The sequence below is a fragment of the Labrys neptuniae genome, from assembly GCF_040797145.1.
Lineage (GTDB): Bacteria > Pseudomonadota > Alphaproteobacteria > Rhizobiales > Labraceae > Labrys > Labrys neptuniae.
Map to the genome: position 1 here is coordinate 362438 of NZ_JBFNQD010000001.1, position 23134 is coordinate 385571.

General features: G+C 62.3%; 22 protein-coding genes and 1 tRNA gene. 14 read left to right on the forward strand and 9 right to left on the reverse strand.

Annotation, left to right across the window (positions count from 1 at the left end; all coding sequences use genetic code 11):
- Positions 1-10: 10 nt before the first annotated feature.
- Both ABXS05_RS01680 and pdxR read right to left on the reverse strand, forming a co-directional pair.
- The gene (locus tag ABXS05_RS01680; protein ID WP_367622691.1) at positions 11-739 is read right to left on the reverse strand and encodes a class I SAM-dependent methyltransferase; all 729 of its coding nucleotides are present in this window, start codon (positions 737-739) and stop codon (positions 11-13) included.
- Positions 740-819: 80 nt separating this feature from the next.
- Positions 820-2277 carry a MocR-like pyridoxine biosynthesis transcription factor PdxR gene (gene pdxR, locus ABXS05_RS01685; protein WP_367622692.1) on the reverse strand — a complete coding sequence of 486 codons (1458 nt, stop codon included), beginning with the start codon at positions 2275-2277 and terminating at the stop codon, positions 820-822.
- A gap of 117 nt (positions 2278-2394) precedes the next feature.
- Between pdxR and ABXS05_RS01690 the strand changes: the two genes are divergently transcribed.
- The 3 genes from ABXS05_RS01690 to ABXS05_RS01700 all read left to right on the forward strand — a co-directional run bounded on the left by ABXS05_RS01690 (position 2395) and on the right by ABXS05_RS01700 (position 4323).
- Positions 2395-3030 carry an FMN-binding negative transcriptional regulator gene (locus tag ABXS05_RS01690; RefSeq protein ID WP_367622693.1) on the forward strand — a complete coding sequence of 212 codons (636 nt, stop codon included), beginning with the start codon at positions 2395-2397 and terminating at the stop codon, positions 3028-3030.
- A 44-nt stretch (positions 3031-3074) separates the two neighbouring features.
- The gene (locus tag ABXS05_RS01695) at positions 3075-3890 is read left to right on the forward strand and encodes a YggS family pyridoxal phosphate-dependent enzyme (RefSeq protein WP_367623421.1); all 816 of its coding nucleotides are present in this window, start codon (positions 3075-3077) and stop codon (positions 3888-3890) included.
- Between the two features lie 106 nt (positions 3891-3996).
- Positions 3997-4323 carry a hypothetical protein gene (locus tag ABXS05_RS01700; RefSeq protein ID WP_367622694.1) on the forward strand — a complete coding sequence of 109 codons (327 nt, stop codon included), beginning with the start codon at positions 3997-3999 and terminating at the stop codon, positions 4321-4323.
- A 185-nt stretch (positions 4324-4508) separates the two neighbouring features.
- Here the strand turns inward: ABXS05_RS01700 and ABXS05_RS01705 are convergent, their stop codons facing one another.
- The 3 genes from ABXS05_RS01705 to ABXS05_RS01715 form a co-directional block, all read right to left on the reverse strand.
- Complete coding sequence (locus ABXS05_RS01705; RefSeq protein WP_311938362.1) at positions 4509-4790, reverse strand: hypothetical protein; 282 nt, start codon at positions 4788-4790, stop codon at positions 4509-4511.
- 103 nt (positions 4791-4893) lie between these two features.
- Complete coding sequence (locus ABXS05_RS01710; protein WP_367622695.1) at positions 4894-6366, reverse strand: FAD-dependent monooxygenase; 1473 nt, start codon at positions 6364-6366, stop codon at positions 4894-4896.
- 239 nt (positions 6367-6605) lie between these two features.
- Entirely contained in the window at positions 6606-7445 is an 840-nt protein-coding gene (locus tag ABXS05_RS01715) for an oxidoreductase (RefSeq protein ID WP_311938364.1), read from the reverse strand.
- Between the two features lie 112 nt (positions 7446-7557).
- Between ABXS05_RS01715 and ABXS05_RS01720 the strand changes: the two genes are divergently transcribed.
- From ABXS05_RS01720 to ABXS05_RS01740, 5 genes are all read left to right on the forward strand, one after another.
- The gene (locus ABXS05_RS01720) at positions 7558-8199 is read left to right on the forward strand and encodes a TetR/AcrR family transcriptional regulator (protein WP_367622696.1); all 642 of its coding nucleotides are present in this window, start codon (positions 7558-7560) and stop codon (positions 8197-8199) included.
- A 231-nt stretch (positions 8200-8430) separates the two neighbouring features.
- Positions 8431-8916 (forward strand): hypothetical protein, encoded by a 486-nt coding sequence (locus ABXS05_RS01725; RefSeq protein WP_068282915.1) that lies wholly within the window; start codon positions 8431-8433, stop codon positions 8914-8916.
- Between the two features lie 194 nt (positions 8917-9110).
- Positions 9111-9311, forward strand: a complete 201-nt coding sequence (locus ABXS05_RS01730) for a hypothetical protein (RefSeq protein WP_367622697.1) — start codon at positions 9111-9113, stop codon at positions 9309-9311.
- A gap of 270 nt (positions 9312-9581) precedes the next feature.
- Positions 9582-10112 carry a dihydrofolate reductase family protein gene (locus ABXS05_RS01735; RefSeq protein ID WP_367622698.1) on the forward strand — a complete coding sequence of 177 codons (531 nt, stop codon included), beginning with the start codon at positions 9582-9584 and terminating at the stop codon, positions 10110-10112.
- 217 nt (positions 10113-10329) lie between these two features.
- Complete coding sequence (locus ABXS05_RS01740) at positions 10330-10770, forward strand: lipid-binding SYLF domain-containing protein (protein WP_311938369.1); 441 nt, start codon at positions 10330-10332, stop codon at positions 10768-10770.
- Positions 10771-10958: 188 nt separating this feature from the next.
- Here the strand turns inward: ABXS05_RS01740 and ABXS05_RS01745 are convergent, their stop codons facing one another.
- The 3 genes from ABXS05_RS01745 to ABXS05_RS01755 all read right to left on the reverse strand — a co-directional run bounded on the left by ABXS05_RS01745 (position 10959) and on the right by ABXS05_RS01755 (position 12274).
- The gene (locus ABXS05_RS01745; protein ID WP_367622699.1) at positions 10959-11411 is read right to left on the reverse strand and encodes a hypothetical protein; all 453 of its coding nucleotides are present in this window, start codon (positions 11409-11411) and stop codon (positions 10959-10961) included.
- Between the two features lie 51 nt (positions 11412-11462).
- Complete coding sequence (locus ABXS05_RS01750) at positions 11463-11771, reverse strand: hypothetical protein (protein WP_367622700.1); 309 nt, start codon at positions 11769-11771, stop codon at positions 11463-11465.
- A 413-nt stretch (positions 11772-12184) separates the two neighbouring features.
- Positions 12185-12274, reverse strand: a tRNA-Ser gene (locus ABXS05_RS01755).
- Between the two features lie 462 nt (positions 12275-12736).
- On the opposite strand from ABXS05_RS01755, the gene ABXS05_RS01760 reads away from it, so the two are divergent.
- The 6 genes from ABXS05_RS01760 to ABXS05_RS01785 all read left to right on the forward strand — a co-directional run bounded on the left by ABXS05_RS01760 (position 12737) and on the right by ABXS05_RS01785 (position 19618).
- Entirely contained in the window at positions 12737-13828 is a 1092-nt protein-coding gene (locus ABXS05_RS01760) for a sugar ABC transporter substrate-binding protein (protein WP_367622701.1), read from the forward strand.
- 123 nt (positions 13829-13951) lie between these two features.
- Positions 13952-14911: an ABC transporter permease gene (locus ABXS05_RS01765; protein WP_367622702.1), complete on the forward strand. Its 960-nt coding sequence runs from the start codon at positions 13952-13954 to the stop codon at positions 14909-14911.
- Positions 14912-14923: 12 nt separating this feature from the next.
- On the forward strand, positions 14924-16426 hold the full coding sequence (locus ABXS05_RS01770; protein WP_367622703.1) for a sugar ABC transporter ATP-binding protein: 1503 nt from the start codon (positions 14924-14926) through the stop codon (positions 16424-16426).
- 2 nt (positions 16427-16428) lie between these two features.
- Positions 16429-17373 (forward strand): ABC transporter permease, encoded by a 945-nt coding sequence (locus ABXS05_RS01775; protein ID WP_367622704.1) that lies wholly within the window; start codon positions 16429-16431, stop codon positions 17371-17373.
- A 23-nt stretch (positions 17374-17396) separates the two neighbouring features.
- Positions 17397-18158, forward strand: a complete 762-nt coding sequence (locus ABXS05_RS01780; protein WP_367622705.1) for an SDR family NAD(P)-dependent oxidoreductase — start codon at positions 17397-17399, stop codon at positions 18156-18158.
- 239 nt (positions 18159-18397) lie between these two features.
- Entirely contained in the window at positions 18398-19618 is a 1221-nt protein-coding gene (locus ABXS05_RS01785) for an ROK family protein (RefSeq protein WP_367622706.1), read from the forward strand.
- 345 nt (positions 19619-19963) lie between these two features.
- On the opposite strand, the gene ABXS05_RS01790 is transcribed toward ABXS05_RS01785, so the two are convergent.
- The gene (locus ABXS05_RS01790) at positions 19964-22765 is read right to left on the reverse strand and encodes an aminotransferase class I/II-fold pyridoxal phosphate-dependent enzyme (protein ID WP_311938379.1); all 2802 of its coding nucleotides are present in this window, start codon (positions 22763-22765) and stop codon (positions 19964-19966) included.
- Between the last annotated feature and the right edge of the window lie 369 nt (positions 22766-23134).

Consider the following 23134-nt stretch of genomic DNA (forward strand, 5'->3'; position numbering starts at 1 on the left):
CGGTACCGGCTCAGCGCCCAGCGGATATGATCACCATCATCGGCCGATCGAGCTCTTCCGCAAGCGCGGAGTGCTGTGCCACCTGTTCTTCCGTCGGGCTCCATTCCACCACGCGCCTGATCGCGAAGCCGACGTCGATCAGGGTGTTCAGCGTCGTCCCGAGGGTGCGATGATATTTGACGACGCCCTTGGCCAGCCAGTCGGTGGTGCGCTCGCCCTCCACGGAATAGCGATCGAGCGGCCAGATCCTCCGGCCCTCCTCATCGTGCTGCCAGCCCGGATGGCTCGGAGCCATGTAGATCGGGTGTTCGATGGAAAAGACGAAGCCGGAGCCTGGCCGCAAGCTGTCATAGATAGTTTTGGCCAGGCGGCCGAAATCCACGACATAGTGGAAAGCCAGCGAGCTATAGGCGAAATCGAAATCGGCCGCCGGCAGTTCGAGGGTTTCGAGGTCGGCAATCCGGTATTCAGCCCTGGAACTCGCCGTCATCTCCCGGGCTCGCGCGAGCATTTTCTCGGAGAGGTCGAAGCCAAGCGTGCTCGCCGCCCCGTGATCGAGGGCCCATCGGCTGAACCAGCCGAATCCGCAGCCGAGATCGACCACGCGCTCGCCGGCGAGATCGGGGATCAGGGCTCGAATGTCCGGCCATTCCGGCGCTCCCGACAGGCCGTGGACCGAGCGAGGCAATTGGCTGTATCCGTCGAAAAATTCCTGACGGTCGTAAATGTTCTGCGCCATCCCAATCTCTTCCTTCAATATTCCTTGCAGGTGGCCGCTGCTCCATGCGCGTCGGAAAAGAAAGCGATGCCAGGACGGCTTCAGTTGCCGCTTTCGACCTCTGCCACGCAATTGGCCAGCAATTCGACGCCCCTCCTGATCTGGCGCACATCCAGGCTGCCATAGCCCATCACCAGGCCGGCTTGATCCGGCCTCGTCGCGCTGCCCGCGGCATAGAGTGGCGTCAGGGGGTGGAGACCGAGCCCGACCTGGCCGGCTTTCCGGATCAGTTCCCCCTCCAGGGCCGCCGGAATATGGCGGAACCATGCGATGATGTGAAGGCCCGCCTTGGCTCCCTCGACGGCAAGCCTGTCGCCGAAACACTGCCGCAGCCCTTCGAGCAGGGTATCGCGGCGTTCGGCCATGCGCCGGCGAATGCGCCGGATATGGCGTTCATAGGCCCCGGTCTCCAGGAGAGTGGCGAGGGCTTCCTGCTCCAAGGCCGGGCTGTGCCTATCCATGATCTGCTTGGCGTGCGTGAAAATGGCAGCGAGGCCGGAAGGGACCACCAGATAGCCGATGCGCAGGGTTGGGGACATGGTCTTCGAAACCGTGCCGAGATAGAGGACGTTCCGGCCGTGGCCCAGGCCATGAAGCGGCGGCACCGGATTGATGTCGTAGCGATACTCGCTGTCGTAATCGTCCTCGATCAGATAGGCGTCGCGCTCCTCGGCCCAGGCGAGCAAGCGGTGACGCCTGGCGATCGACAGCACGCTGCCGAGCGGAAACTGATGCGAGGGCGTGACATAGGCGAGCCGTGCCGCGGCGTTGTCGAGCCGCGAGGTGTCCAGTCCGTCCTGATCGGCCGGAATTGGAATGACCCTGGCACCGGCCGCGGCGAAAATGTCCCGAGCCATCCGATAGCAGGGATCTTCCACGATCGCACCATCACCGGGATCGAGCAGGAGGCGGCTGCACAGATCCAACCCCTGCTGGGATCCGTTGACGATGATGATCTGCTCGGCCTCGCAACGCAGCGCACGTGCCCGCCAGAGATAACCCTGCAGGGCCCGCCGCAATCGGAGCGAGCCGGCCGGATGGCCATAGGAAAGGCGATCCGGCCTTTGCGCCAGCGCCCCCAATATGGCGCGTCGCCAGATCGGCGTGGGAAAGTCCGACGCGGCAAGGTCGCCATAACGGAAATCGACGGCAGGCCGCGCTGCTGACGGAGGAGAGGCCGGTTGCTGGGCGAGGCGCGCGCCATAGCTCGACAGCGGCGGGGGCGCAGAGCTCGTCAACGCCGGCGATGACGGCGGCGTGCGGTCGAGAAGGGCGGCTACTTTCGGCCTGGCGCCCTGGCGGCTGCGAATGAAACCTTCTGCCGACAACTGCTCATAGGCCGAGGTGACGGTCGCGCGGGCCACGCCGAGTTCGGATGCCAAGGCGCGCGAAGAGGGCAGGGCACCCGCATCCCCATAGGTTCCAGCCAGGATCTGAGCCCGCAGCGCGTCATAGATTTGACTGGCTCGCGGACCTCGCGCCTGTCGGTTTTGCGGCATGATAACTGGCCTAGTAAAAAACACACAAACTGGACATTCTTGTTGAGCCAGTTTGCTCCTATCCTGGCGGGAAACCAAGTCGAGTTTTCACGAACCGAGTTCCTGCGAGTTCTTGCGATGTACATACCGCCCGCCTTCCGCGAAGACGATCCGGCCATCCTGCTGCAACTGATGCGGGATACGCGGCTGAGCACTCTGGTGACAGCAACCGCGGCCGGCCCGATCGGCACACCCTTGCCCTTGTTCTTCGATCCGGACGAGGGAGAGCACGGCACCCTCTACGGCCACCTTGCTCGGGCCAATCCGCAATGGCAGGCCGAGCCGATCGGCGACGCCATGGCCATCTTCATGGGGGCCGACGCCTATGTCTCGCCCAGCTGGTATGCCGCCAAGCAGGAGCATCACAAGGTCGTGCCGACCTGGAACTACGAAGCCGTCCACGCCTATGGACCGGTGGAGTTTTTCGAAGATCCCGCGCGCCTGCTCGATGCCGTCACCCGCCTCACCAATCTGCATGAGGGGGCGATGGCCACGCCTTGGCAGGTCGACGACGCGCCACCGGCGTTCGTCCAAGCTCAATTGCGCGGCATCGTTGGGGTGCGCCTGGCCATCCGTCGCCTGGAGGGCAAGCGCAAGCTGAGCCAGAACAGGTCGGCCGCCGACCGGGTCGGCGTAGCACGTGCACTCGCCGACAGCCCCGATCCCGTCGATCGCCGGATCGCTTCGCTCATCCCCCTCGATTCCATCCGATAGGCGGCTTGATACCAGGCCGGATGCTTGAAATGAACGAACACCACATGGAAGCCACCGACAGTCATGAGCCGGTTGTCACAGCCGCAGAGACGACCGCTCTCGACGAGCAGGACGTTGCCCGTTTCGGCCCCGATCCGCAGACGAGTTTCGCCGCCAATCTTGCTGCCGTGCAATACAGGATCGAGGCGACCAGCCAGCGCGCCGCCCGGCAACCGGCCGCCGTGCGCCTTCTTCCCATCACCAAGACCGTGCCGGCCCACATTTTGCGGCTCGCCTTTGCAGCCGGCATTCGCGACTTCGGGGAAAACAAGATCCAGGAGGCGCAGGGCAAACGCGATGACCTCGCCGACCTGCCGATCGCCTGGAGCATCGTCGGGCATCTGCAGACCAACAAGGTGAAATATCTCGCCCGCTTTGCCCGCGAGTTTCACGCCCTCGACAGCCTGCGGGTCGCCGAGATGCTGGACAGGCGCCTGGCCATCGAGGATCGCTTCCTCGACGTCTATGTCCAGGTCAACACCTCGGGAGAGGAGAGCAAATTCGGCCTGCATCCCGATGCGCTGCTCGATTTCGTCGATCGGCTCGACGGCTTTGCGCGCCTGCGTCCCCGCGGGCTGATGACATTGGCCCTGTTCAGCGACGACATGGCCCGCGTGCGCCCCTGCTTTCGCCTGCTGCGCGCCCTGCGCGACCGGGCGGTGAAGCGCAATGCCACCTTGACCGAGCTCTCCATGGGCATGTCCGGCGATTTCGAAGCCGCGATCGAGGAGGGGGCCGACGTGGTTCGCGTCGGCCAGGCCATCTTCGGCAAGCGCCCGACGCCAGACGGGCATTATTGGCCCGGCTTCGCGCCAGGCTAAGGCGTCGCGTCGAAAAGTGAGCGCCGGTTTTCGGCGGGAATGATCAGGCAACCGAATCTACACCGTTCGGAGCGTGAATCTGTCTATCTCAAGACGGAGTTCGAACATGCCTGCAGCGCTCGCCATCGCCCAAACCTATGTGGGACCCTTTGCTGAAGAATTGGCCAAGCTCCAGAAAACCAACCCGATTGCCGACGCCAAGCGCTGGCAGCAGGCCAAACATGACGCGATCGAGTTCCTGACCGATTGGGGCGACCAGGTGGCCGAACTCGGCTGGAGCGCCGATGACCTCTTCGGTCTGCACCCGACAGCGCCGCTTGCACGTTATGACGTGATGGGGCTGATCTGGTTGCTGCAGGGACAGGCCGTGAGCGAGGTCACCGACCGGAGCGCCAGCCTCGGTGCGACGACCTTTTACAGGGCGGTACGATAGAACAGAGGACCTCTGGAATCACGCCGAAGTCACAGGCCGTCGACACACTCGCGCCAGTCAACGGCCACGACGATGAGGAGAGGTCAGCTGACGATAGTACCCCAATAGAACTCGCCCGGCGCATGAAGCGTCGGGCTTTTTTGTCGGGTGAGTTGATTGGCGACATTGCTGCCGCGCGCAGACGATCACCAACGGTGATGCCGGCCACCATGCCTGCGCCAGCCGTCATGCCCGTGCCGTCCGCCATGCCGGCGCCAGCCTTCATGGCGACCGCGCCTCCAGCCCCGATGCAGGCCATTGTCGTGGTGCCGGCGCCAGCCATGCTTCCCCCAGCCATGCCAGCCGACCTGCTCGGCCTGCGTTGCGGCGGGAGTGCCCAGATGAACCGGAGCAAGGGCGGATGACGGTGCAACGCTGGCAGACAACGCGCCGACGGCAATCAGGGCAGCAAGAAGAAGCTTTTTCATTGAAAATCTCCAGTCGGATTTGACGACACTGACATTCCGTTACGTAACATGAATGGATGCTGAATGAATTTCATCATCCGTATCCAATCGCCTCGCCCAAATCCTATCGCGTCGCTGGTTTCCCGAACCAGGTTCCGAGGGCAGCCTCGAGGCCCCGTGCGTCTCCATTCCCGACCCAGGCGACGTGGCCGTCGGGCCGGATCAACACGGCGATTGGCGATGAGACCGGGCCGATCACGGGAAGCTCGCATATCCCTTCGAATCTCGCCTCGACCAGCGCGATGCGATCCGCCCATCCCCGAATGTCGAGGCTGCCGGACACTCCGAGATCGAGCAGCACGGGCCGGGCATCGCGCAGGAGATCGAAAACCCGAACTGGCCCTTTGGCGCCGACAAGGTCGAGATCGGGCATGCGGCGGCCGAGCAATGGGTGTCCCTCACCGAGGTCGTAGTGAATGTCGAGGCCAGACATCATGGCGCCATACCAGATGCGTGGAGCATCCATTTGCATCACCGGCGCCATCATCTCGCGCAAGGCCTTCGTTCGTTCATCGCCGCGATTGAGCGCCGTGAGCGCCAGGGTGTGTTTCAACAGGGCTGCTCCCACCGGATGCCGTTCGGCATGATAGGTGTCGAGCAGGTCGTCCGGTGAGACGCCCTTGACCACCTGTGCCAGCTTCCATCCCAGATTGACGGCATCCTGCAGGCCGATATTGAGGCCCTGTCCGCCGACCGGAGAATGCACATGGGCGGCGTCACCGGCGAGCAGCACGCGTCCCTGCCGGTAGGAGGCCGCCTGTCGGGCGGCATCGGTAAATCTCGACAACCAGGTGACGTCGTGGACGCCGAAATCCGAGCCGTAGGCGACGGCGAGCGTCCCGCGAAGTTCATGGACGGTTGGTTTGTCACCCCGTTCGAGACGCTGCTCCGTCACGACGCCGCGGACGCGCCTGCCGTCCTCCAGCCGGCCAAGGGCATAGACACCTCTTGCGCCATGGCGCATGCCGATGGGCGGTTCGTCCGCCATGTCGGCTTCGAAAATCAGATAGCTGATGTCGGGATCCCATCCGGGGAATTCGATCCCCGCCGTCTTACGGACAAGGCTGCGACCGCCGTCGCAGCCGGCAAGATATTGCGCCCGCATCGTCCGGCCATCGTCCAATCCGATATTTACACCGGTGTCGTCCTGCGTGAAGCCCGTCACCTCACAGCCCCGATAGACCGGCACCGCCAATTCGGAAACCCAATCGGCGAGAAGGCGCTCGATCTTGGCCTGCCACAGCGCGAGCGTGTAGTTGTGGCGGGTTGCACGGTCGCCGGCGTCCAGAACCGTTCCGGCAAACGGCACGACCCGATGCTTTTCGCCCTGTGCGACAAAGCGATCGGCGATGCCGCGCTGGTCCAGCACCTCGATCGATCGCGGATGCAACCCGCTTGCGCGCGAACCCTCGACGTCCTGATTCAAGCGCCGTTCGACGATGGCGACGTCGACACCCGCCAGGGCCAGTTCACCCGCCAGCATCAACCCGGTCGGGCCACCTCCAGCGATGACCACGTCATGTCCGGACGAATACATCTGCCACCTCACGAAATCACGGTCGGGGCCCGTTTTCTACGCGATGACCGACATCTTGAAGCAAGAGGGGGCGGCGCCCTATATCAGAGTGGAAGGAGCGGCATTCGCCGAACACCGACAGGACGCCTGCGGATCCAGGCAGTTTCACCGCCCCCGATAGCGAACAGGACAGGGAAGCCAAGCGGCGCCGGGTAGGAATCTTCGTCCCGTCAGCGCAGCAACGGCCTCTCCGATCAGGCTCACTCGATGAAGTCGGTCGAACGGGAGACTTCTTCCCAAGCCACCATTTCCGCCTTCATCGCATCGATCTTGTCGCGGACGAGCTTGAGCGCATCGGCCCCGAGATAGAGCCGGACTGGCGGGTTCTCGGCCGAGACGAGTTTGAGCAGCGCCTGTGCGGCCTTGGCGGGATCACCCGGCTGATTGCCGCTTTTTGCCTGCCGGGCGGCGCGGATCGGGTCCATGACCGCATCATAGGCGGCAAGACTGCGCTCGGAGCGAACCATCGAGCGCCCGGCCCAGTCGGTGCGGAATTGGCCCGGCGCCAACGCCGTCACATGGATGCCAAGAGGCTTCACTTCCTTGCCGAGTGCTTCGGAGATGCCTTCGAGGGCGAACTTGCTGCCGCAGTAATAGCTGATGCCCGGCATGGTGATGAAGCCTCCCATGGAGGTGACGTTGACGATATGGCCGGAACGCCGCGCCCGCATGCCCGGCAACACCGCCTTGATCATCGCGACCGCGCCGAACACATTGGCGTCGAACTGGCGACGCATCTCGTCCAGCGACGATTCCTCCAGGATACCCTCATGGCCGTAGCCGGCATTGTTGACGAGGACGTCGATGGGACCAGCCTCGTCCTGCGCTTGGGCAACGGCCTTCGGAACGGCATCAAAATTCGTCACGTCGAGCAGCATGGCATGCGCACGCCCCGGTGCAAGCACCATGAATGCCTGTGCCGCCTCCGCATTGCGGACCGTGCCGATCACCTGGTGCCCGGCTGCGAGTGCGCCTTCGGCAAAGGCTTTGCCCAGCCCCGAACTGACACCCGTAATGAGAAAGGTCTTGTTGTTGCTCATGGGAGCTCCTTTTGCAGCGCGCCATCTGGCTCGCCATATTATATCGTGACCTTAATTATATATCATGATATACTTTTTCAAGTGATGTTCGAAACAGGGAGTTGAAGCGGTCATGGCCGGAACGGAGCGACAGCCCCTCAGGGAAAGGAACAGGCAGCTTGCCCGCGAGGTCGTGCTCGATGCGGCCGAGCGGCTGCTCGAGAGGGGCGAAACAGCCGACTTCTCGATGCGGGCACTGGCGGCCGAGGCGGGCGTGGGGTTCGCGACGCCGTTCAATCATTTCGGCAGCAAGAATGCGATCATGCAGGCGCTCTCGGCCCGCCTGATCCAGCGGATGGCGGCGCAATTCCGCGACGAGGCCCCCGCCGGTGACGCGATCGACCATGTGTTGGCAATGGGGCGGATCAGCGTCGCTCTCCTGCTGGAGAAGCCGGACGTCCACAAGGCGGTGGTGGGATCGCTCGGCATCGCCACTTCCGAGCCCGGTCCGGTGCGGCAGAACTCGCGGGGGCTTTGGTCGCTGGCATTGGGGGACTTCGCTGGCATTGCCGTCGAGACGAAGACGTTCGCCGAGGCTGTGCTGGCAGACCAGCTTGCCTTCAATTTCCGGGGTTGCGTCTCGTTCTGGATCGCGGGCGAACTTCAAGATGAGGATCTTGATAGCGCTTTCCGGATTGGCGCTTCCACGCTTCTTCTCGGCTTCGCCAGCCCGTCGCGTCGCACCGACCTGATCGAGCAGATCAAGCGCTCCTAGGGGCCGTGGGACGATGCCCGGCCCATCAGGCGAGTGACTTGACAGCCACCCTACCAGAAGGTAGATGGAGAGTGCCTCACTTAGCGGACGGAATGAGTCATTTTTCATCCCCGTAAAGATCGGAAAATCGGCTGAGGGCTCCCCCTCGATCGGTCCGGCTCAACTTTGAAGGTGTGTGTTGAGTTTGCCTGCTCGACTACCTTCTAGTTGGAAGAACAATAGGAGACTGAGATGTTTGGAATCTCTCCGATCGGCTGGGTGCATACACTCGGCAGCTTGCCCGCCATTCCGCTGGCACTTTACATGCTTATTCGCCACGGGCGGATTGTACCTGGCTCGACATCCGGCATCATCTATTTCATCTCGATGGTCATCGGCGCGGCAACGGCATTTCTCGTTGCGCATCAGCCGGTGAGCTATGTCATCGGTGCGGCGACCATCATGTTGCTGGTCGCAGGCTATGGCGTTGGGCGGCTTCCGGGGCTGGAACGCACCAAGCGCTTCATCGAGACGATCTGCCTGAGCCTGACCGTCTTTCTGCTGATGGTGCCGACGGTCACCGAGACCCTGCGCCGTGTGCCGGACGGCCATCCCCTCGTCACCGACTTGAAGTCGCCACTCCTCCTCGGGGCTCAGGGCAGCCTTCTCGTCCTGCTCATCGTCGGCCTGACGGCCCAGATCGTCTATCTCCGCCGGCAGGGGAGGGTTGTGGCATGACAGCCTCGCTGGCGTGACGGCCATCGCTGACATGCAGCCCGGCAGGGCTAGGGCTTGCAGTCGACGCACCCATTAACCATCATTCCACAGCGCTCATCATGCCGTGACTGATACTATCATTTTTCAGAAACCGTTCATTTTTGTCTCGCTAGTTTGCTCCCCATAGCTGGGGGCGGCTTTTCTAGGAGAATATTATGAAAAAGCTTATTTGCGCCGTCGTCCTTTCCATTGCGGCACTTGGCGGAACAACTCTTGCGGCCTCGGCGGCCCCCCGGCATGACTGGCGGCATCCGGGTTTTGATCGCCACCACCATCGCCCGATGTGCAAGGTCGTCAAGACCAAGACCTTCAAGCATGGCCGGCCGGTGTGGGTGACGCGGCGCGTTTGCCGATAAGGGCGCCTGCGAAGCGCGGGACGCAAACAAGACCCCTCCAGCCTCACGGGCCGGAGGGGCGGCAACCGGGATTACGAAACCCGGATACACGAGCGAAGTTTCTCACCGTTTCGCGACAGGGCTCAGTGCCGACTGCCTTAGCCTGGCTGATCACCGTCGCTCACCTTGCAGGTCTATCCCAGGCTTGGCCCCGGCAATCTGCGAATTTGATTGCCATATCCGGCAGCCCGTCAAAATATTCCAGGAGATTTGGGCTGGAGGCTTGGCGGTATGGCGAGGATCATCTTCGGAATGAATCTGTCCCTGGATGGCTATGTCGACCACCAGGACTTCGCGCCGGATCCCACGCTCTTCCGTCACTGGATAGAGCATGTGCGTAATCTGGCGGGCAGTGTCTATGGCCGCCGCATGTACGAGGTCATGCGCTATTGGGATGAAGACCATCCTGAGTGGACCTCGGATCTCCGCGCTTTCGCGGCGGCGTGGCGTGGCCAGCCGAAATGGGTCGCGTCGCGCTCGTTGAAATCAGTCGGCCCCAACGCCACGCTTGTCGAGGAGGACATTGCGGCTCTGATAGGCCGGTTGAAGAGCGAGCTCGATGGGGAGATTTCGGTTTCAGGACCAGACCTGGCTCAAAGCCTGACCGATCTTGGCCTCATCGATGAATATCGCCTCTACTTCCACCCCGTCGTGCTCGGTCGCGGCAAGCCGTTCTTTGCCGGCCCCCGGCCGCCGCTGCGCCTTGTGGCCAGCGACTTGATCGGCACGGATGTGATCCGGTTGACCTATGTGCCGGCCTGATCGCGCAACGCACCCGGGGGATCGCGCCAGCGCATCGGGGCGATACTGTCCGCAAGTGGCGATGGTCGCGTTGAAGGCCGTTCGATGAAGCCAGGGGGCGGCCATTCGAACCGGCATGCCTGGAACCAACGACGGGCGAGACTGTTTAGCTCTAGCTTTGGCATGACGCTCACATGCCCTTCAGCCGGGTCACCGGCAATTTTGAAAGATGTGCATCATGAATATTTCGCCCAGATTTCGCACAATCGTCGCTGCGGTTGTCGCTACGGCCGGCATCGGCCTCGCCAGTTCCGCCCAAGCCGACAGCGGTACGATCCGCTTTTACGTCTACAAGGCCGCCTTCTTCGTGGGAGGCTCCGGAGGTGAGGGCACCTTGACCTTCCATGGTCGCCGCTATCCCATCTCCATCGGCGGCATCTCGGGCGGCCTCGCTTTCGGCGCGTCCAAGACTTATTTCCAGGGCAGGGTGCGCAATATTTACCGCGTCCGAGACGCGACAGGGGTCTATGGCGCGGCAGGCGGCGGCGGCGCCGTCGGCAAGGGCGCGCAGGTGATCGTCATGACCAACGGAAAGGGTGCCCAGCTCGAACTCCAGGGCAGGCAGGTCGGCCTGCAGGTCAACGCCGATGTCACCGGCCTGGCGATCTCAATGAAGTAAGGGCGATTGCAATGGCGGCCGTATCGGAAGATGGCGGGTATCTTTCGCTTTGCGTTCTATGACGGCCGCCAACTTTGTTCACCATGGCCCGCGAGCATATTGCGGCCCGAACGTCGCAGTTCGCCGTCTCATTCAGCCGTTCGTGTAGCCGGACTTGGATAAGAGGTACGCGCGCCTATGCGTACTATCTATGGGGAAGCGGGCTGTTGCGTCCGTTTCCAAAGATAGAGAGCACCGGCCGCCAAAATGACGAAGCTCAGTTCCCAGGCGTAGAAGGCTGAACCTGCGCGCTCGAACGGAACCCAATTACCCGCTTCATCGATCTCAAACCGTTCAAGGCGAAAGGTATCCAATCCGACTAGGGCGGCTACGATGGCCGACAGCGCTGATATTTTATACTCCGCAGCAAGGAAGAATATGAGCGACATCGCGAAGATCGGATTTGCCAGCCAAGCCTCACATTCGAGAGTCATAGCTTTAACCCACCCTAACAATAACAAAAACAAACCATATAAGCTTGATCCATGGCCATGAATGGCGGGCAAACACAGGGCGAATGCATAGAAGGAAAATGAAAGAATAGTTATAGAAAGTCGGATAATCATGCAGCCATTTTTGGCATATTTCAGATCTTCATGCATATGATACCTTGATGATTTGGCCGCAGATGCGCTTCCAAGTGGAAAAAGCACTCAATTATTGTTGCTCGATTTCCATGTATTTTTGACCAATTTTACAATAAATATGCTTACCGCGGAGCCTATGATGCCACCGATGAGAGGGAAATAAGCGTGCATTCTCGTGCTCTCGATAACGAAGTCTTCGAAACCCCTTGTGCGTAAATTATTGACGTTCCATTCTGTAACCGCGATCTGCCAGCCAATTCCCGCGATGCCCGCGGCGATAAATGCAATTTTAAGAGGGCGCAAACCAAACATATTTTTGCACTTTTCTTCCGCCTTCGGTGGCGGGGAGGTCGGGATGCTGCCGTTGTCTGACATGCTTCATTCTTAGCGGGTGCAACCGGTAGGCAAGATACCTGAAGGGCATTTGTGAGATTGCACTATGGGTGTTCTTAGCCATGTAAACGTTGGAAACTCACCAGACTTATAAAAAACTGAACTGTGTGGAAAGTACCAGCGGAAACAGGAAGTGCCTGCCGGCGCTTTCTTGCGGTGCCAATCGGCGGCGTGGCCGCTCCGAGAGCGGAAATGGTTTTAATCGGACAGCAGCCAGGGGCGCCCCTCGCGCGGACCGAAGGGGCGCGCCCAGATAGGTATCCCTTCAGGACATTGTGGCCTGCTCAACTTTGGCCAATCGCTCATACAGCAACGATTGCTGCGACAAGCCTGGGCTAGGCGAGTGCGCCAGAGCAAGAAATGGCGGCATTTGACGTGGTCAGAAGGGATTGAAATGGCGGAAGGGGTGGGATTCGAACCCACGGTAGACTTGCGCCTACGACGGTTTTCAAGACCGTTGCCTTAAACCACTCGGCCACCCTTCCGCATATTCGCGCGCTCGCAACGAGGTCGCGCGAATAGGGGCGGTCTAGCAGAGTAGGGGGCTTCGTCAAGACCTTCTGCATCGAGAAAGGTCTTAGATCGCTCATGCCGGCGGCGATGGACGCTCGAATGCCGCGATCCGGCCTTTGCCGCCGGCCCTGTAGACGGGCGTCGACATCGGCGGACGAGCCAACGCCATCCCGAGGCAACCCGCAGCGATTGCGCGGTTTGAGCGCCCGCGGCTTCGCCAGCGTGGTTCGAACACACCCACGGTTCCGGGATCAAGGTTCGGCAACGTCCCATCCCAATTCCCTGCGCCATCCGACAGGCGCACCCTCGTCTCATCCACGTAGGAAACGCGCTTGACTCACTTAAATTCATCAATTTAATTAAAGATCGACGGCGCGAACCATAAGCATGAAAAGCCGTCTCTCGAACAACGAGATCCGAGGAGGAATAGTCCAATGGCTTCTGGCCTTGATTTCATCGAGGCGGCGCTGATCGAACGCCGTCGCTTTCTGATCGGTTCGGCCCTCGCGGCCGGGTCTTTGTTGCTGCCTGCCGGTGCAAGGCGTGCCTTCGCGGCATCCGACCTGCAATTTGCCAGCTCGATCCGTTCGCTCTCGAACGCCTTTCACGTCGCCTGGGACAAGGGCTCGAAGGCCTATGCCGATACGGTGGGTGCGTCCTATGCGGCCCTGGTGACGGAGGGCAACAGCGAAAAGGGGATCGCCGACATCAAGGCCATGCTGGCCAAGGTCGGCAACAAGCTGGTGCTGGGCGTCGATCCCAACGATGTTCCCGATGCCCGGCCGATCGTGGAAGCCGTCGCCAAGGCCGGTGCTCATGTCGTCACGGTGTGGAACAAGCCCGACGATCTGCATCCCTGGGATTTCGGCGACAACTACGTTGCCCACATGTCGTTCAACGGCGTGCCGGCCGGCGAGCAGACGGCCAAGGCCCTGTTCGACAGTTTCGGTGGTGAGGGCGGCATCGTGGCGCTTGGCGGCATTGCCTCCAATGCCCCCGCCATCCAGCGCAAGCAGGGCCTGATGAATGCGATCAAGGCCAATGGCAAGGTCGAACTCCTCGATTTCCAGGATGCCGACTGGGATTCCACCAAGGCCAACAATGTCGTGGCCGCCTGGATCACGCGCTTCGGCGACAAGATCAAGGGCATCTGGGCCGCCAATGACGGCATGGCCGTCGGTGCGCTCGAGGCGCTACGCGCCGAAGGCCTGGCCGGCAAGGTCCAGGTCACCGGCATCGACGGCACCAAGGATGCGGTCACGGCGATCCGCAACAAGGAAATGGCCGCAACCGTCGACTGGAATCCCTACTGGATCGGCGGCATCGCCCTTTCCCTGGGCTATCATGCGGCGACCGGCGCTTTCTCTCCCTCCAAGGAACCCAAGGAACACCGCGAGTTCTACGGTACCGGTGTCATGATCACGCAGGCGGATGTCGAGGCCTATTGGAAGGCCAATATCGACGAGACACCCAAGGTCGACTGGAACGATCTGTGGGGCAAGGTTACGGGCCAGATCACCTACTGAGATCGCGCCCGTCGGCGATGCGCGACACGCGGGGCAAGGTCTCTCCCAGCCTTTCCCCACCGGCGTTCGCGCATCGCCCCTCTCGCAAGGATTGTACGGAACTCTCGAGCCGAGACAGTCGAAATGGTGATCTCCAGACAATCCCTCGCGCGTGCTGCGCCGGTCCTGGTCCTGCTCGGCCTGTGCCTCGGCATTTCGCTGCTGGACGCGCATTTTCTTTCGCTCGGCAATCTCATCCGCGTGGCCGCGTCGGCGGCAGCGCCGCTGACCCTGGCCCTGGGCGTGACCTTCATCATCCTGATGGGATCCATCGATCTGTCCATCGAGGGATCGATGGCGGTGACGGCGGCGGCGCTCTGCGCCTTCGTGGCCAATTCCGCCGGCACGGGCTTCGATCTCGGCCTGCTCGCACTGCCTTTGGCGCTTGCGACGGCGGCTGCCTTCGGTTGCATCGTCGGCACCATCCATGTGGCCATGAAGGTGCCGTCCTTCATGGTCAGCCTCGGCATGGGTTTCGTCGGCACCGGCCTCGCCACGGTCCTGCTCGGTGGTGAAAGGGTGCAGATCCTCGATCCGTCGATCCGCGCTTTGGCGCTCTCTCGCCTGGCCGGCGTCCCCCTGGCCGTCTATGTCGCGGCCTTCATGCTGCTCATCGCCTGGTATGTGCAGGATCATACCCGCCTCGGCCGCCACATCATGGCGCTGGGTGGCGGCGAGGATCTTGCCAGGGCTTCCGGCGTCGCAGCCGGGCGCGTCCGCATCCTCGCCTTCACCTTGGCGGGGGTCTTCTTCGGGGTAGGGGCCATCCTCGCCTGCGCGCGATTGGGCGCCGGCAGCGCCTTGATCGGCAGCGGACAACTGTTCACCGCGATCAGTGCCGTCGTGGTGGGGGGAACTGCGCTGACCGGCGGCAAGGGCGGGGTGTTCAACACGCTCGTCGGCGTGCTGATCGTGATGGTGCTCAACAACGGCATGATCATCATCGGCCTGCCGACCTTCGTGCAGCAGGGCGTGCTCGGCGTGGTGATCATCGGGGCGGTGCTCTTGAATACGCCCCTGCGCACGCTCTCCGTGGTGAAGTGAGGGGCCGGCACCATGCTCGAACTTCTCGACATCACCAAGCGCTTCGGCAAGGTCGAGGCCCTCAAGAATGTCTCGATCACCGTCAAGCCCGGCGAGGTCGTCGGCCTGGTCGGCGAGAACGGGGCCGGCAAGTCGACGCTGATGAAGGTGCTCAACGGCATCAATCAACCCGATGCGGGCGAGATCCGCATTCACGGCAAGGCGGCCTCGATCTCCGGCCCGAAGGATGCGGCGGCGCGCGGCATCGGCATGGTGTTCCAGGAGCAGTCCCTGATCACCAATCTGTCGGTGGCGGAGAACATTTTCCTGGGCCACGAAAGCCCGTTCATCCGCCTCGGTCGCATCGATTGGCGGCGCATGGCCACCGCCGCCAGGCATCAGCTCGCCAAGGTTGGCCTCGACATCGATCCCCTGGCCGCCACCTCAGAGCTCAGCTTCGCGCAACGCCAGATGGTCGAGCTCGCCAAGGTGCTGACCCTGGAGGAGGCGGTGGAAGGAAGCCTGTGCATCCTGCTCGACGAGCCGACTTCCGTGCTGGAGCAGGCGGAGATCGATATTCTCTTCGACGTGATCCGTAAGCTGAAGCAGCGGGCCGGCATCATCTTCGTCTCGCATCGGCTCGACGAGGTCATCGACATTTCCGACCGGATCTATGTCCTCAAGGATGGTGTCGTCGTCAGCCGGATGGCCAAGCAGGAGGCGAGCCCAGAGCGCATCCATCACCTGATGGTCGGGCGCGCCGCCACGGGTTCCTACTACAAGGAGGAAGGACGGGCGCCGTTCGGGGCGGACATAGCCCTGCAGGCCAGGGGGCTGGCGCGGGCACGGGCCTATGCCGATATCGATCTCGATCTTCACGTCGGCGAAGTCCTCGCCCTCGTCGGCACCGAGGGGGCCGGCAGCGAGGCCCTGATCCGCAGCCTGTTCGGCCTGGAGAAGATTCACCTCGGCAGCGCCCACTATCGCGGCCGCAATCTGCGTTTCGTCTCCCCGAGCCAGGCCGTCTCCCTGGGCCTCGGCTATGTCCCGCGCGAGCGCAAATTCGAGGGTATCGTCGAGGAAATGTCGGTCGAGGAGAATATCAGCCTCGCTCATCTCAGGGGCATGAGCCGCTTCGGCATCCTGAAATTCGGCGAGATCGGCCGCGCGACGCGCAACCTCATCGACCGCATGCGGATCAAGACGCCCAGCGCCGACACGCTTTGCGCCAACCTGTCGGGCGGTAACCAGCAAAAGGTGGTGCTGGCGAAATGGTACAATGCCGGAGCCCGCATCTTCCTGCTCGATCATCCCACCCGTGGCCTCGATGTCGGCGCCAAGGAGGATGTCTACGGCCTGATCCGCGAGCTTTGTGCCAATGGCTGTTCCGTCATCCTGATCGGCGACACTTTGGAAGAGGCGCTCGGATTGGCTCACACGATCATCGTGATGAAGGACGGGCGCCAGACGGCGCGCTTCGACACGATGGCGGTGCCGCCGCCTGAGCCGCTCGACCTCATCCGGCACATGGTGTGAGCATGGTTCGCCTGCGTTTCCTCAATCCCTATCTGCCCTGGATCGCACTGGTCCTCGCCATCCTCGTCGTGGGCCTGTTCGACGCCCGCTTTCTCGATCCCATGACGCTGATCGGCCTCATGGCCGACAATGCCACGCTGTTCGTGATGGCACTCGGCATGACCTTCGTGATCTATGTCGGCTCGGTCGATCTGTCGATGCAATCGGTAGCGGCCGTCGCCTCCATCGTGCTCGCCCTTCTGCTGCCGGGATACGGCCTGGCCGCCATTCCGGCCGCCATCGTCATCGGCGGACTGCTCGGCCTGCTTTCGGGCTTCGTGCATGGCAAGCTGCGCATCCCCAGCTTCGTCGCCACCCTTGCCACGGGCGGCATTGCGGCGACGGCAGCGCTGTGGATTTCGGGCCAGAGAGCTATCGGCATCGCCGGCGACGTCCGCAACGACACCCTGGGCTGGATCATCGGCTCCACGCTCGGCCTCCCCAACGAAATCTGGGTCAGTCTCGTCGTCTTCATCCTGGCCTTCGTGCTGGAGCAGGCAACGCCCTTCGGCAAGATGATGAAGGCCGTGGGCTGCAGCGAACCGGCCGCGACCGTGTCCGGCATCCGCGTTACCAGGATCAAGCTTGCCGTCTTCGCCCTGGCCAGCGCCTTTGCCGCCCTGTCCGGGATCATGCTGGCAGGGCGTCTGTCGAGCGGAACGCCAACCATCGCCAATGAATTCCTGCTCCCGGCCATTGCCGCGGTGGTGCTGGGCGGCACCTCGCTCACCGGCGGCAATGGCGGCGTCCTGCGGACCCTTGCCGGCACCATGCTGATTGCCGTGTTTCGTACCGGCATGACCTTCGTCGGGGTCAATGCCCTGGCACAACAGATCGTCTTCGGCACGATCTTGATCCTGGCCGTCTGCCTGAACAGCGGCCATGCGCCCAAGGGCGTGATGAAATAACCACCGCCACATAGGAAAAACGAATGCTCGAGAAATTTCGTCTGGACGGCAAGACCGCCCTCATCACCGGGGGCAATCGTGGCATTGGGCTCGCCGTCGCGCACGCCCTCGGCGAGGCCGGAGCCAAGCTCCTGATCTCAGGCCGGAGCAAAGTCGAGGAGGCCAAAAAGAGCCTGGCCGATGCCGGCTATGACGTTGCTTTCGTCCAGGCCGACATTCGCGATCCGGCCGCGCCGCAGCAGCTGGTCGATGCCGCCCTCGCACGCTGGGGGCGGCTCGACATTCTCGTCAACAATGCCGGCATTGCCAGCCATGGCGACACCCCCGATTTCGACGAGGAACGCTGGCGCCAGGTGATGGACACCAATGTCGATGCCGTCTTCCGTGGCTGCCGCGCCGCGCTCGTGCCGATGCGCAAGCAAGGCAGCGGCGCGATCGTGAATGTCGGCTCGATTTCCGGCTTCATTTCCAACGTACCGCAGAACCAGGTCGCCTATAACGCTTCCAAGGCCGCGGTTCACATGATGACCAAGAGCCTGGCCAGCGAATTCGCGGCCGAGAACATCCGCGTCAATGCGGTGGCGCCTGGCTATATCGACACCAACATGTCGCGCGGCGGCATCGAGAACCCCGAATGGTTTCCGATCTGGCGCGACATGACACCGATGGCCAGGGTTGGAACGCCCGACGAAGTCGCCGCCTGCGTGCTGTTCCTGTGCGCTCCGGCTTCGAGCTATGTCACCGGCGAGGTCCTGGTCGTGGATGGCGGCTATCTGACCCGCTGACACCACTCGTCCCGCCTCTGGTCGAGACCAGGCCACCGAGGTCGTCGCAGCTGGAGCAAAATGCGCATGAACACCAACGCCTTTTTGCTCCAGCCCGTTATTTCCAGGCCGATTCAAAGGATCGGCGAGAGGAACTTTGCGATTCTTGGTGATTCCGCCTAATCGCAAAGCGCTTTAGGGTGTGAACAATCTGTGTTTCTCAAGGCAGGGCCGAAAGCCCTGCTGGTTTTGGTCGCGTCATGAATGAGTCCAACCGGGAAAGACCGGTCCCATCGTCCGCCGGACGGCGCAGGCAGCGAGGCTATAATGCCTCGCGGGTCGGTGACCTCAATCGTGGCCTGGTCATCGAGGGCATCCGGCAATCGCCCGGGATCGGACGTACGCATCTCGCCGCCGAGACGGGCCTGACCCCTTCCGCCATAACCCAGATCGTCGCCGCCCTGATGGAAGAGGGGCTGGTGGCGGAAGTCGCAGCCGCGCCTGAGGCGGATCGCACCGGGCGCCCCCGCCTGGGACAGCCCATCCGTGGTTTACGCCTCATCTCCGGCTACGCCGCGACGATCGGCCTGCATTTCGATCACGAATTTGCCCGGGCGGTGCTCGTCGACGTCGCCGGCAACATCATTGCACATGAAAAGGAGCAGTTGCGGATCGAGGAGCCCGAACCGTCCACGCATCTGCTCGCCACCTTGTTCTCCCGTCTCGATGCCCACCCACTGCGGCCGAAACGGCTGCTGGGCGTCGGCGTCTCGGTCATGGGGCCGGTCGATCACGACAGGGGGGCCGTCGGGCAATCGAGCCAATACCCGGCCTGGCGCAACTATCCCTTCGAAAAGGCCTTGTCAGACCTGATCGGCCACGATGTCTTCATCGCGATCAACGGGGCGGCAGCCGGCCTGGGCGAATACTGGTTCGGCGGCGGCCATCATTTGCCGAGCTACATCTACGCCTTTGTCGGCTATGGCCTCGGCGGCGCCCTGATCTTCAACCGCCGCGCCGTACGCGGCTCCTATGGCAATGCCGGGGAGATCGGCCATATCCATACCTATCCCGACGGCGAGATCTGCTATTGCGGCGCTCGCGGCTGCCTGGAAACGGTGGTCTCGCTGCGCGGGCTGGCGCGTTTCCTCGGCAAGCCCACTGTCGAGGCCCTCGATTTCACCGCGCCTGGCTTTTGCGATGATCCCGATCTCGGCCGCTGGGTCGAGCAGGCGGGTACCGATCTCGGCCGCGCCCTGACCAGCGTCTCCAATATCGTCGACATCTCCAGCATCCTGATGAGCGGCCTGCTGCCCGAACCCGTGCTCGGACGCCTCGTCGAGCGCACCCGACGGACCGTTGCCGCCTATCAGATGAATGCACGGCCCAAGCCGATCGTGCTGGAGCGGGCGCAGGCACCGAGCGACCTCGTCGCAGCCCTCGGTGCCGCAGCCATGCCGCTCTACGGCAATCTGTTCTGATCGGATTTTCGGGAGCCACTCGGCCATGTTTCAAGCCGAATGCCAGTGAACAACGCTTCCCGGCATTCGGGCATCGTCCCCCAGAGCAAACGCGTTCAAGTGTGAACGCTTATTTTCTCTAACTCTTTGTTTAGACGCGTCTTTGCGATTCTTGGCGATTCCAAGAAATCGCAAACCGCTATGGGATCCATGCGTCAATAGACGAATCGAATTGGCTCGACCTTTGTCATTGCCGGGCTTGACCCCAATCCAGCCCCTCCTTCCAGACGTCGAAGGCGCCCCCTGGATGCCCGGGTCAAGCCCGAACATGACAAAAGTGGCGCCCAGCTATTTGCAGACGGTACCTCAGTTCTGCATGGCCTCCTGCTGGGCCTGGATCACGGTCGTCTTGGCCAGGGTTCGCTCTTCGGTACGGGCCAGGGCCTCCTCGCTGAAGATGCGGAAGCCGAGATCGGGGCGATAGCCGTGGATCTCGTGCACGTCGAGCGCCGACATGAACTGCAGGATCTCCATGCTGATGACCTGGCCGGGCACCAGGATGGGGAAACCCGGCGGGTAGGGGATCACGAACAGGGCGGAGACCAGCTCGCGCCCGGCCTGGATCGCCCGTGACGCCTCCATCATGTTCACATACTCGCAATTGCTGTCGTCATAGGACAGGAAGAAGGCACTGCGGATGTCGCCATTGCGGGTCTGGGTGTTGCTGGTGAGATTGTCGCCCCTGAAGGCGCGATGGAAGCTGGAGAAGTCGGGCAGGGGCGGATGCTCCAGCGTCAGCGACCGCACCTTCTTGGCATGGATGCGGCGCTCGATGCTGCTCATGTCGGCGGCACGGCGGTCGAGGTCCCGGGCGATCTTAACCAGCACCTCGATCAGATAGGCCACCGCCGAGCGCGTCGAGCCGATATTGGTCATGAACAGGACGGTGTTGCGCGAGGTCTTGTTGATCTGGATGCCGTATTTGTCCATCAGCTCCTTGTTCTTGAAGGTGTCGCCGTCGAGCCCGGTGGCCCCGATCGCCAGCGTCGCCCGGGTTGGGTCCAGCGCGAACTCGTCGGTGCGCCAGGCGAGCTCGAAATTGTTCCAGCCCGTCTCCTCGTTGAAATAGCTTTCGACGCCGGATTCCCGGTGCTGCAGCGGCACGAGGTCCCCGACCGCCAGGAAGCGGAAATAGCGCTTGAGCAGGGGATGCGCCTGCACCTGGTCGCGCAAATTCATCGCCAGTTCGAGCTGGCGCTGTACCAGTTCGTAACCCTCGAGCTCCACCTGCCGCCGCCCGACATCGAGCGAGGCGAGGATCTGGTAGTTCGGCGAGGTCGACGTATGGGTCATATAGGCTTCGTGGAAGGCTTCCTCCGCCTTGTCCCTGAAATCCTGGTCCCAGACATGGATCATCGAGCCCTGGCGCAAGGCCGTCAGGGTCTTGTGCGTGGAGTGCGTGGCATAGGCACGTATGCGTACCTTGTCGGGATCAGGGATCAGCTGCCGTTCGAGCAAAGCCTCTTCGTCGTCCCAATCGACGCTGGCCGCGAACTCCTCATAGCGCTTGGCGTAGCCGGGATCCTTGAACATCTCGGCAAGGCGCGCCGCCGTGGCCATGGCCGTGCGCGGCCGATAGACGGGGTGGCAGCGCGCGAAGGCGAACCAGGCCTCGTCCCACAGGAAGACCAGATCCGGCTTGATCGCCAGGCATTCCAGCATCACGCGCTCGACATCATAGACGATGCCGTCGAAGGTACAGTTGGTCAGCAGCACCATGCGGACGCGATCGAGCGTGCCGGCGCGCTTGAAGGTCAGCAACTGCTCCTTGATGTGGCGGATCGGCACCGCGCCATACATCGAATATTGGTCGAGCGGATAGGAATCGAGATAGGCGACCTGCGCGCCCGCCAGCACCAGGCCGTAATGATGCGATTTGTGGCAGTTGCGGTCGACCAGCACGATGTCGTCGGGCCGCACCAGGGCCTGCACCACGATCTTGTTGCAGGTCGAGGTGCCGTTGGTGGCGAAATAGGTACGGCGGGCGCCGAAGGCGCGGGCAGCATGTTCCTGGGCGATCTTCAAGGGCCCGACCGGATCGAGCAGAGAGTCCAGGCCGCCCGACGTTGCCGACGTCTCGGCCATGAACAGGTTCATGCCGTAGAATTGCGAGAGATCCCCGATCCAGCTCGAATTGAGGATGGCCTTGCCGCGGGCGAGAGGCAAAGCGTGAAACACCCCTGTCGGCTGCTTGGCATAGTCGCGCAGCGCGTCGAAGAACGGCGTGTGGTAGCGCTCGCCGACGCCCTGCATGATGGCGCCGTAGAGCTCGACGTGGTCCTCTTCGCCGAAGAAGATGCGCTTGAATACCTCCCCGGCAGTCGCCGCGATGTCCTCCACCTTCATGTCGGTGACCAGATAGAGATCGAGTTCCGGACGCAAGCGGGCGATCTGGCGGCCGAGCAGGGGGCCGCGCTCGAATTCGGGGATGGTCTCGATGCCGTCCTGAACACCGTCGAGAAAGCGGCGCAGCATGTCGTCGCTGTAGATCGAGCGGAACGGAAAGCCGTGGCGGATCACCACCGCCTGCAGATTGAAGTTCACCAAAGTGGCGATCAGGGCGTCTTCGAAGCTGGGCACGATGACGATGTCGAAGACGAACTCATCCTCGGCATGGCGCTTGCGCTGGACGCGCCGGCGTAGCGCCGCCTCTTCGCTCGCCGACATCTCGTCGACGATGAGCACCTCGAAATAGGGACGCGACAATTGCGCCTGGCGTTCGCTTTCGGTCTCGATCTGCGAGGGCAGTTCGCCCTCTCCTTCGAGCGAGCTTGCCTCGTGCCGATAGGTCCGGGCCACCAGCACACGATGGATGCGGCGCGCGGTCTGGTGGGCGCGCGCCAGTTCTCCCCGTTCGATCCAGCTGCAGAGATCCGCGAAAACCCTGCCGCCCGGAAAGGCCCAGTAGCTCTCGATCGGCACCAAAGCGGCAATCAGCTCGTTGATATGGGCAAGCCGGGACTGGCGTTCGGGATGGTCGGGCGGGAGGGCTACCAATCGGCTCAGATCGTCGACAAGGCCGATCCAGCTTTCGGAGCGCATTTCCCATACGCTGCGATGACGGCTCAGCGAGTTCTTGCTTTTGTCGAACGAGACCCCGGCACTCATATGTTCCTCCAACGCATTATCGTTATACTTTGTGATTTCTTCCGTGAGAGGTGGTAGCGGACATCATAGGTTGAGCTCTCAGGACTGTGCTTTCGCTTTCGGCCCAGGCACATTCCCTCATGCAACCATCACGCCCGTCACGCATCGTCGAAGATACTGATCGGCTCAATGTCGAATCTGTCGGCCAATCCTCCCTGCATCTCTTGATATTGGCAGTCAGATTACAGTCACCGGGATGTCGCACAAGCGGATTTCAGCGCCCATCCGAGCTATTTCAAAAGGGGTGGCCGGTTATTCATTCATCTTCCGAATAGGCAGGTACCATAGGACGACGAGGGGCTAGTCGGCACTCGGACACACCAGAACAGG